At 62.3% G+C, this 10,100-nt stretch carries 6 protein-coding genes; 3 read left to right on the top strand and 3 right to left on the bottom strand.

The genetic code is table 11. From position 1 onward, the window contains the following. The coding region (locus VF515_08750; GenBank protein HEX7407720.1) for a cation-translocating P-type ATPase at positions 1 to 2,340 on the top strand (2,340 nt) is incomplete at its 5' end. A 217-nt stretch (positions 2,341 to 2,557) separates the two neighbouring features. On the opposite strand, the gene VF515_08745 is transcribed toward VF515_08750, so the two are convergent. After that, positions 2,558 to 3,553, bottom strand: coding sequence for a dihydroorotate dehydrogenase-like protein (locus VF515_08745; protein ID HEX7407719.1), 996 nt, complete (start codon positions 3,551 to 3,553; stop codon positions 2,558 to 2,560). A gap of 53 nt (positions 3,554 to 3,606) precedes the next feature. Further along, positions 3,607 to 7,170, bottom strand: a complete 3,564-nt coding sequence (nifJ, locus tag VF515_08740; GenBank protein HEX7407718.1) for a pyruvate:ferredoxin (flavodoxin) oxidoreductase — start codon at positions 7,168 to 7,170, stop codon at positions 3,607 to 3,609. 718 nt (positions 7,171 to 7,888) lie between these two features. Between nifJ and rpsU the strand changes: the two genes are divergently transcribed. Both rpsU and infA read left to right on the top strand, forming a co-directional pair. Next, entirely contained in the window at positions 7,889 to 8,182 is a 294-nt protein-coding gene (rpsU, locus tag VF515_08735; protein HEX7407717.1) for a 30S ribosomal protein S21, read from the top strand. Then, positions 8,179 to 8,394 (top strand): translation initiation factor IF-1, encoded by a 216-nt coding sequence (infA, locus tag VF515_08730; GenBank protein ID HEX7407716.1) that lies wholly within the window; start codon positions 8,179 to 8,181, stop codon positions 8,392 to 8,394. The genes rpsU and infA overlap by 4 nt, the downstream gene beginning before the upstream one ends. Positions 8,395 to 8,686: 292 nt before the next feature. Here infA and VF515_08725 read toward each other — a convergent pair whose 3' ends face one another. After that, positions 8,687 to 9,163 carry a hypothetical protein gene (locus tag VF515_08725; GenBank protein ID HEX7407715.1) on the bottom strand — a complete coding sequence of 159 codons (477 nt, stop codon included), beginning with the start codon at positions 9,161 to 9,163 and terminating at the stop codon, positions 8,687 to 8,689. Between the last annotated feature and the right edge of the window lie 937 nt (positions 9,164 to 10,100).

The raw sequence follows: 10,100 nt of genomic DNA, 5'->3' as shown, positions 1-10,100 counted from the left end.
CTCCAGGAGGCACTCATCCTCTTGGGCTTCGTCTTCCTGGTGGCCGGCATTACCTTGTACCAAGAACGCAAGACAGAGCGCGCCCTTGCGGCGCTGCGTGACCTGACTAGCCCAAGGGCGCTCGTCATCCGGGACGGGGTGCGACAGCGCATTGCCGGCCGTGAGGTGGCGAGAGGGGATGTTCTGGTCCTGTCCGAAGGCGACCGGGTCGCCGCGGATGCCGCCGTGCTGTCTTGCCTGAACCTGTCGGCCGACGAGTCGCTCCTGACGGGCGAATCCGTGCCAGTTCGGAAGACCACCTGGGATAACGCTACTACAATGGACCGGCCCGGTGGCGATGGGCAGCCGTTCGTTTTCGCTGGTACGCTGGTCACCAAGGGTCAAGGGATCGCGGTGGTGCAGCAAACCGGTCCGCGCACCCAAATGGGCATGATCGGGAAGGCGTTGCAGACAGTGGCGCCGGAGAGCAGCGCACTGCAGCGGGAGACTGGCAAGCTGGTCCGCTGGCTGGCCCTGATCGGTGTCGGACTGTGCACGCTGGCGGTCGTTGCCTATGGGTTGACGCGGGGAGATTGGCTCAACGGTTTTCTCGCCGGCCTGACCTTGGCGATGGCCATCATGCCGAACGAGTTTCCTGCGGTGCTCGCGGTGTTCATGGCACTCGGCGCGTGGCGCATTGCGCAGCAGCGTGTTCTGACACGTCGGGTTCCGGCCCTCGAGGCGCTGGGCTCGGCCACCGTGCTCTGTGTCGACAAAACCGGGACGCTCACGCTCAACCAGATGTCGGTAAGAAAACTTTGCGCGGGCGAAACGTTCTATGACGTACCCGCGGATGTGTCGCTGCCCTTGCCAGAAGCCGTTCACGAATTGGCCGAGTTTGGCGTCTTGGCCAGTCAGCGTGATCCTTTTGATCCGATGGAGAAAGCATTCCAGGTGCTTGGCGATCGGCGGCTGGCCGGTACCGAGCACCTGCACCCCAACTGGTCGCTCGTCCGCCAGTACCCGTTGTCCGATCAGTTGCTGGCACTCTCACACGTGTGGCGGTCACCCGACGGACACGAGCACGTCATCGCTGCCAAGGGGGCACCGGAAGCCATCGCCGATCTCTGTCACCTGAGTGCCGAACAGCAGGCGATCCTGTCTGCACGGGTCGAGGCCATGGCGGGCGAAGGGCTGCGCGTTCTCGGTATCGCGCGAGCGTGTTTCCAGCCCGAGTCTTTGCCCAGCGAGCAGCACGACTTCGAGTTCGAGCTTGTCGGGTTGGCCGGGCTGGCGGACCCAGTGCGCGACACCGTGCCCGCCGCCATCGTCGAATGCTACGCCGCCGGCATCCGTGTGGTGATGATCACGGGCGATCATCCCCACACGGCCCAGAGCATTGCCCGACAGATCGGTCTGCGAGCCCCGGATGACGTGATCACTGGAGCCGACCTCGATCAGTTGAACGATGTTGAACTCCAGCAACGCCTTCCTACCGCCAACGTCTTTGCGCGTGTCGTGCCCGAGCAGAAGTTGCGGCTGGTCCAGGCGCTGCAGGCCACCGGCGAGGTCGTGGCGATGACGGGCGATGGTGTCAATGATGCGCCGGCTTTGAAGGCGGCCGACATTGGCATCGCCATGGGGGGACGCGGTACCGACGTGGCCCGAGAGGCATCTGCCCTTGTGATCCTCGACGATGATTTTTCCTCGATCGTTCACGCCGTCCGATTCGGGCGCCGGGTGTTCGACAACCTCAAGAACGCCATGGCGTACATCCTCGCCATTCACGTCCCCATTGTCGGAATGTCGCTCGTGCCGGTGACCTTCCGGCTGCCGCTGTTGTTGCTCCCGGTACACATCGCCTTCTTGCACCTGATCATCGAGCCGGCCTGCTCGGTGGTGTTCGAGGCGGAGCCGGAGGACGGCGGAATCATGCGCCGCCCGCCTCGCAGCCCGCGGGAGCCGTTGTTCGGGACGCATATGGTCACCCTGAGTCTCCTCCAGGGTGTCAGCGTCCTCGTCATCGTACTTGCTGTGTTCTTCATCAGCCTGCATCGGGGGCAGGGAGAGGGTGAGGTCCGTGCGCTCACCTTCACTACGTTGATCATCGCCAACCTTGGGCTGATCTTTTCCAACCGCTCGTGGCATCGCACTGTCGTTGGCACGTTGCGGTCACCGAACCGGGCACTCTGGTGGGTTACCGGGAGCGCGCTGGCGCTGCTACTCCTCGTGCTCTACCTTCCAGCGTCGCGTGAACTCTTTCGCATGTCTGCGCTCCACGTGCCCGACATCGCCATGTGTCTGTTGGCCGGACTGTTGAGTATCGCGTGGTTCGAGATCGTCAAGATGATCAGCCGATGACGACCGAACCATCACGGGAATGCACGTCGCCATAAACACGAAGCGCCGACAGATCGAGAATACGCACTCGGTACCACTAAGGCACCCACCGCTGATGCCAGAAGGCACGTGCCGGCGAGGTGCTGAGCGGTGAACGGTGCGATCAGTGCGGGTGCAGCCATCGCCAAAAGCGCGAGAGACATGTACCAGAGCCGGAGCGATCGCAGACGATCGCCGTCTAGGCAGGCTTGTAGCTCTGTAGCGTGCCGACGTAATGGGCGCGTGAGAAGGCGGACGGGTTGGCGCAGTTCTGCTGGCTCATGCTCCCCTTCATCTGCTGTACCGAGACATACTCGTGAGCGTCCATCCAGTCGCGTATACCTTGCTCGATTACGCGGATGTGATCGATGCCGTGCTGCAGCAGGACCGAGCACAGCATCGTGACGTCGGCGCCCACCATCAGCAGCTTCAGCACGTCCTCGGCCGCGTGGATGCCACTCGTGGCGGCCATGTTGGCGCGGATACGGCCGTACAGGATGCCGATCCACGTGAGCGGCAGACGCAGCGCCTGCGGCGTGCTCAGCAACACGCGCGGGCGGATTTCGAGCGCCTCGAGGTCGATGTCCGGCTGGTAGAAGCGATTGAACAGCACCAGCGCGTTGGCGCCGGCTTCGTCGATGCGCCGGGCCATGCGCGCCATGTTGCTGAAGAACGGGCCGAGCTTCAGCGCCACCGGTATGGTGACCACCGAGCTGACCGCGTTGAGGATGTCGATATACGTTTGCTCGATTTGATCGACGGTCTGCTCCGGGTCGGTCGGGATGGAATAGACGTTGAGCTCCAAGGCATCGGCGCCGGCTTCTTGCATCTGCTTCGCGTAGCTGGTCCACCCGCCCATCGACGTGCCGTTCAAGCTGGCGATGACGGGGATGTTGACCGCCGTCTTGGCCTTGCGGATGTGATTCAAGTAGCCCTCGGGTCCGAGATGAAACTGACTCGGTTCGGGGAAATACGTCAGTGCTTCGGCGAAGCTCTCGGTGCCCTGTGTAAGGCGACGGTTCAGCTCATAACGTTCGAGGACGAGTTGCTCCTCGAACAACGAGTACAAGACGACGGCGGACGCGCCCGCGTCCTCCATGCGCCGGATGTTGTCGATCTCTTGAGACAGCGGTGACGCCGACGGCACCAGCGGTGTCCGTAGGGTCATGCCCAAGTACGTGGTCCTGAGGTCCATTGTGCGCGGCTCCCTTAACAGTCCCGAGTGCTGAGTCCTGAGTCTCCGTCCGCTCAGGACTCGGGGGTCGGCTTGTGCCCGGCGAGGTGTTGGTACAGACGCCAGCGCGTATCGACGTCATGCTGTGCTTCCTTCAGGAGCTGCTTGGCGTCTTCCGGGTTGCTCTTGGTGAGCATCTTGAACCGGTTTTCCATGTACATGTATCGCTCTACGGGAATCTTGGGCTGCGCCGAATCGAGCTGTAACGGATTCTCGCCGGTCTTCACCCGATCGGGATGGTATCGGCACAGCAACCACTGCCCGGAATCGACCGCCGCTTTCTGGTTCTGCATCGCCGTCGTCATGTCGATGCCGTGGGCGATGCAGTGGCTGTACGCGATGATCAAGGAGGCGCCCGGATACGCTTCGGCCTCCAGGAAGGACTTGAGGGTATGCTCGTCTTTTGCCCCCATCGCCACCCGCGCCACATAGACGCTGCCGTAGCTCATCGCCATCATGCCCAGATCCTTTTTGGGCGCTCGTTTTCCGCCGGCGGCGAACTTCGCGACCGCACCACGCGGCGTGGCCTTGGACATTTGTCCACCGGTGTTCGAATAGACTTCGGTATCCAGCAGCAGCACGTTGACGTCATGCCCGGTAGCGAGCACGTGATCGAGGCCGCCGTAGCCGATGTCATACCCCCAGCCGTCACCGCCGATGATCCAGACGCTCTTCTTCACCAGCATGTCGGCCACGGCGAGCAGTTGCTGCGCTTCGTTAGTGTCCAGGGCGCGCAGTTTCTCTTTGAGCGCTTCCACGCGTTCGCGTTGCTCGAAGATGTCCGCCTCGTCCTTCTGTTCTGCGGTCAGGATCGCCTGCGCCAGGCCGTCACCGACCTTGCTGGCCATCTTCTTGAGCAGCTCGGAGGCGTACTCTTTCTGCTTGTCGATCGCTAGACGCATCCCCAGGCCGAACTCGGCGTTATCCTCGAAGAGCGAGTTGGACCATGCCGGTCCACGGCCCGCGGCGTTCTGTGTCCACGGGGTCGTGGGCAGGTTGCCGCCGTAGATGGATGAACAGCCGGTGGCGTTGGCGACGAGCATGCGGTCGCCGAACAGCTGCGTGGCCAGTTTGATGTACGGCGTCTCGCCACAGCCGGCGCAGGCGCTGGAGAATTCGAACAGCGGCTCCTGAACCTGCTGTTGGCGAATCGTTCCGACCTTGATGTGGCGCCGATCCATCTCCGGAAGCGTCAGGAAAAAGTCCCAGTTCTCCCGCTCCGGCTCGCGCAGTGGCGGTTGCGGCGCCATGTTGAGCGCCTTCAACCGGGTCTGCGTCTTGTTCTTTGCGGGGCAGATATCGACACAAATACCGCATCCCGTGCAGTCCTCCGGCGCTACCTGAATGGTGTACTTCAATGCTTGCCATTCCCGGTCGCGTGCGGCACACGATTTGAAACTGGCGGGCGCACCTTCGAGGTGCGATGGCTCGTACACCTTGATGCGGATGACGCCGTGCGGACAAACCAGGGTGCACTTGCCGCACTGGATGCAGACCGCCTCATCCCACACCGGAATCTCTTGCGCGATGTTGCGCTTTTCCCACTTGGCGGTGCCCGTCGGATAGGTTCCGTCCACCGGCATTGCGCTCACCGGCAGGCTGTCGCCCAAACCGGCGATCATCTTCGCGGTCACGTCTTGCACGAACGCGGGCGCCTGCAGCGGCACCGGCGGCGGCATGGCGATGGTGCCGTCAGCGTGCGCCGGCACGCGCACCTCGAACAGGTGCGCCAAGGTGTGGTCGACGGCGGCGAAGTTCATCTGCACGATCTCATCACCCTTGCTGCCGTAGCTCTTCTCGATCGACTTCTTGATCGCTGTGATCGCCTCGTCCTTCGGCAGTACGCCGGAGATGGCAAAGAAGCACACCTGCATGACGGTGTTGATGCGCCCGCCCATGCCGCTTTCGCGCGCGACCTTGTAGCCGTCGATGACGTAGAACTTCAGGTGCTTGTCGATGATCTGTTCCTGCACGCGCCGCGGCAAATGGTTCCAGACGGCGTCGGGGCCGTAGGCGCTGTTGAGCAGGAATGTCCCATCGTCCACGACGTACTGGAGCATGTCGTAGCGCTCGAGGAACACCCACAGATGGCAGGCCAGGAAGTTGGCCTGCGTCACGAGATAGGTGGAGCGGATCGGTTTGGGACCGAAGCGCAGGTGTGACACGGTGACGGCGCCGGCCTTCTTCGAATCGTAAACGAAGTATCCCTGCGCGTAGTGGTCGGTGTCCTCGCCGATGATCTTGATCGAGTTCTTGTTGGCGCCGACGGTCCCGTCAGAACCCAGGCCGTAGAACAGGCCGCGGATGACGTCCTCCGGCTCGATGGAGAAGTCCGGATCATAGGCGATGCTGGTATGCGTGACGTCGTCGTTGATGCCAACGGTGAAGTGAACCTTGGGCTTGTCGGCGGCGAGGCTGTCGAAGACCCCCTTGATCATAGCCGGGGTGAACTCCTTCGATGACAGGCCGTAGCGGCCACCGACGATCGCCGGATACTTGGTCAGAGCACCCCAGCCGCTTTGCAAGCCTTCATGGAGCGCGCCGACGCAGTCGAGGTATAGCGGTTCACCGCCGCTGCCGGGTTCCTTGGTGCGGTCCAACACCGCGAGTGTCTTGGTGGTTGCCGGCAACGCTTCGACGAAGCTTCGGATGTCCCAGGGCCGGTACAACCGCACTTTCAGCACGCCGACCCTTTCCCCGTGCTGGTTGAGGTGATCCACCGTCTCGTGCACCGCCTCGGCACCGGAGCCCATCAGGATGATGATGCGCTCGGCATCCGGCGCGCCGTGATACTCGAAGAGCCGATACGCCCGCCCGGTGAGCTGCGCGAACTTGTCCATCGCCTTCTGTGTGATGCCGGGGCAGGCGGTGTAGTACGGATTGACCGTCTCTCGCGCCTGGAAGTAGACATCCGGGTTCTGCGCCGTGCCGCGCAAGACGGGATGGTCCGGGGACAGCTTACGGGCCCGATGCTGCAGCACGAGGCGGTCATCGATCATGGCACGCAGATCGTCGTCGGAGAGCATGTCGATCTTGGAGACCTCGTGCGACGTGCGGAAGCCGTCGAAGAAGTGCAGGAACGGGATGCGGCTTTCGAGGCTGGCGGCCTGGGCGATGACCGCGAAGTCCATGGCCTCCTGCACCGAGCACGAGCACAGCAAGGCGAAGCCCGTGCTGCGGGTAGCCATGACATCGCTGTGATCGCCAAAGATGGAGAGCGCCTGCGCCGCCAGCGACCGCGCCGCGACGTGAAACACCGTCGGCGTCAGCTCCCCAGCGATCTTGTACATGTTGGGGACCATCAGCAAGAGCCCCTGCGACGCCGTGAAGGTCGTGGTCAGCGAGCCGCTCTGCAGCGCGCCGTGGACGGCACCCGCGGCGCCGCCCTCGCTCTGCATCTCGACCACCAGGGGAACTGTGCCCCAGATGTTCTGCCGCCGCTCCGAGCTCCACTGGTCCGCCCACTCGCCCATCGGCGATGAAGGGGTGATGGGATAAATGGCGATCACTTCGTTGATGCGGTGGGCAACTGACGCTACCGCTTCGTTCCCGTCGATTGTTGCAAAAGTCCTGCTCATAAGATCCTGCTCATGGCCTCGTCTCGGTGCCGTCTGTCTCTGTCCAGATTCGTTTGAGTCCGGGAAGTGTGCGTCGGGGGAGCGGACCCAATAGGAACGGCGCCTACATTGCTAGCTTCTGCCTGCACCCCACTGGGGGTCATTTCGGGGCGTTCCTATCACAAGCGATGTAATCTCTCCAATGCCCAAGCGAGCCACGCCCGCTACTGCCACTTGTCGAGGCACGGAGACGTAGAGCCAAGGGGGCGAGTTCAATCAATCGGCTGAGAGGCTTCGGCTGATTGCTACCCTCTTCCGGGGGCCTTGCGGACCGCGGGAATGTCAAAATGCCCGGTGCTCTCGACTTTTTCTTCGCCGCTTGCTATCGAACTAGAGATATTGTTGCTCGCTTACTAGCCTTACCGCAGCTTGCACCAGTCTTGGTAAACTCGTCGCGGCGAAGTTTGGAACGCTTCGGCGGGGACTCACGGTCTTCCGCGCCTCCCGTGTGCAATTGGCGCCTTAACTCAGAGGAAAGGATACTACCCCTCGTGAACCTCGCAGTACAAACCTTTTCGCGCCCGGCAAGGGCGGGTGTGCGTGTCTGGATTGACTCGTCCCATGCCGCTCCCGCGGTCTGGGTTGCGGCTCAAGGCAGCGCCGAGTGCGTTGTGGCAGAGGCGTCGTCAGCCATCACGGCGGTACCTAGGGGCATTGAACAGCGGGAGGACTCTTGGCAATGAGCGAATTGGAGCGTAAAGCCAACGAACAGGCCCCTCAGCCGAGTGCTGGCGAGTATCCCCGCCGGCGCCGGGCTCAGGCTTTGACGGTCGTAGTGGACGAGCGCGGTGTCGAGGCGGCGTTGCGCGTGTTCAAGAAGTTGATCCTGAAAGAGGGTCTGCTCAAAGACATCAAGCGCCACGCGCACTACGAGAAGCCCGGGGATCGGAAGCGCCGCAAAACGCGCGAGGCGATTCGCCGACGCCGCCGACAGGCGGCCCGCACCCGCTTCAAGCTCGGAGATCGCGAATGAGTCGCGACGACCTGCTGCAGATACCGGGCACGGTGATGGAGATGCTCGCCGGCGGGCACTTTCGCATTCGGGGCGACAAAGGTCGCGACTTCATCGCGCGCATCAGCGGCCGACTGCGCCGCTTCCATATCAAGGTGATTCCCGGCGACCATGTGACCATCGCCGTATCACCGTACGACCCAACCCACGGCCTGATCGTCCACCGCGGGTAACCCCAGGCCCTGCCGGAAACGGCAATCCTCGATCTCGGTTTTGGCGTTCAGCCGCGAGCCCTGTTCCTTGACAGCGCAGCGCCGGGGTGACCTGCGCCGGCGCAGTGACCTCTGGGTTCCCAAATATCACAAAGTTAACACTGCCGGGCGTTTGGGGGCGGGCAGGCACCTTCACTCTAATGGTGTAGCTACTGCACCCCAGTCCCCAACCAGTTGCCTCACGGCAGGCGCGTGCAGGTCCCTCCAGGTTAACGGTCCAGATCGCTGCTTCCACAAACCGCAGATGCCAGGTCTATTCACCCATGGAAGATCGCGGTGGCTCGGGCGAGGAGAGCGACGGCTGCGCTGGAGCCACTGGCGCCTCCGGGTGCGAATGCTGCTTCACGAGATGCTCCAATTCCCGCACTCGCTGGGCTAGGCTCTGGATCTCTTGGCGCGAAGCCAGATTGCGTCCAAAGAAGCGCTTCACCACCGGCTCCAGGCGTTTCTGGGCGTTCTTCTCCAACGTCGTGAGGAACCGTTTGGAGCCCGACTCCAGATTCTTGGCGGTCCGCTTTGCCGAGTTCTCTAATTCGTTGCGGAACCGTTGCGCTTCGGTGACGACGCGATTCAATGTCCGTTTCTGCTCGTGAGACATACGAACTGCTTCCTTGCGCGCACGACTGAGCAGCGCTTCAGCATCCCGCTGCATCTTCGTGATGCCGCTCTGTACGCGCGACATGACCGGACTCGCTTGGGGTTTGCTACGAGCCGCCTTCTTTTTGGCCATCGCTGTAATCTCCTTTGTCCTTGACATACTCCTCCAAGATGCCGCTGGCAACTGCAATGATCTGGACTCGGAGTGAGATCGCTCTGCGGGTGAGGCGGGGGTGAACTCCCAGCGGCGGTTCATCACACGGCTGGCTATCCTGGTTGTCGTGGGGTTCACGCTCGCAGAGGTTCTACCCCGCCGGCATATCTCCTCGGCCGCGGTCGAAGGGATCCGGGGCGCCGGCTAATTCGGACTGTGGCAGGACAAGCCGGAACCGTCCGGGACCTACAGGGTCAGGGGCGGATGTGGCTATGCGCCTGGGGAGTTTCGAACGACGAACCTACGTCACATGTCGGCGTCGCAGGTACGGGGTCAGGGATACTCCCGAATACCACCTGTACAAAATGGGGGGCAACTGCTCCGCAGTGACCGACTCAAGTCAAGAGACCCCTGCGCCGCGCCCCTTCCAACGACCCCGCAATGAACATCCGCATTTCGGCAGATCATGGCGTTGCCCACGCACCAGCCCGAACAATATCAAATATCAGTTGTGTTTATGCCGACTGGAATCTTCTGCCCGTGGAAAAGGGCGTACGAGCTAACTGCCACGCCACGGTAGCGGAGTGGAGGTGTGGATGCAGCGGCGCCTGTGCGTTGCGCGAAGCACCGCATAAGCTAGTCGCCTTTTGACCAGAAGTAGCGGAGGCTTGCGATGACGGAACACAACGAGATACTCGCTGTGGTCGCGCTTTTGTTCGTGGGCGCAGTTAGTACTCTGGTGTTTATGATAGCGTATGAGATCATGTACGCGGCATTTTAGTCGCCATTGAATTGGTGTTTGCCGGGTAGCCCGCTCGTGCCGGTCGGTGCGTGAGTCGGAAAGTAGCCGACCTGGGGCTGATCGGGTGAGGAACCAGCGTTGAGTCCCGGGTGAAAGTGTGGGGTGTCCGGTCTG

This window comes from Candidatus Binatia bacterium, from assembly GCA_036382395.1.
In the GTDB taxonomy this organism is placed as follows: Bacteria; Desulfobacterota; Binatia; order HRBIN30; family HRBIN30; genus JAGDMS01.
Note: the sequence above shows the minus strand (reverse complement) of the source record. Positions and strands in the feature narration are given on the sequence as shown.

What these genes read in the sequence shown, in the direction of transcription:
- VF515_08725 (HEX7407715.1), bottom strand. Translation starts at nt 9,163, where the DNA reads ATGGCCAAAAAGAAGGCGGCTCGTAGCAAACCCCAAGCGAGTCCGGTC.
- VF515_08745 (HEX7407719.1), bottom strand. Translation starts at nt 3,553, where the DNA reads ATGGACCTCAGGACCACGTACTTGGGCATGACCCTACGGACACCGCTG.
- nifJ (HEX7407718.1), bottom strand. Translation starts at nt 7,170, where the DNA reads ATGAGCAGGACTTTTGCAACAATCGACGGGAACGAAGCGGTAGCGTCA.
- infA (HEX7407716.1), top strand. Translation starts at nt 8,179, where the DNA reads ATGAGTCGCGACGACCTGCTGCAGATACCGGGCACGGTGATGGAGATG.
- rpsU (HEX7407717.1), top strand. Translation starts at nt 7,889, where the DNA reads ATGAGCGAATTGGAGCGTAAAGCCAACGAACAGGCCCCTCAGCCGAGT.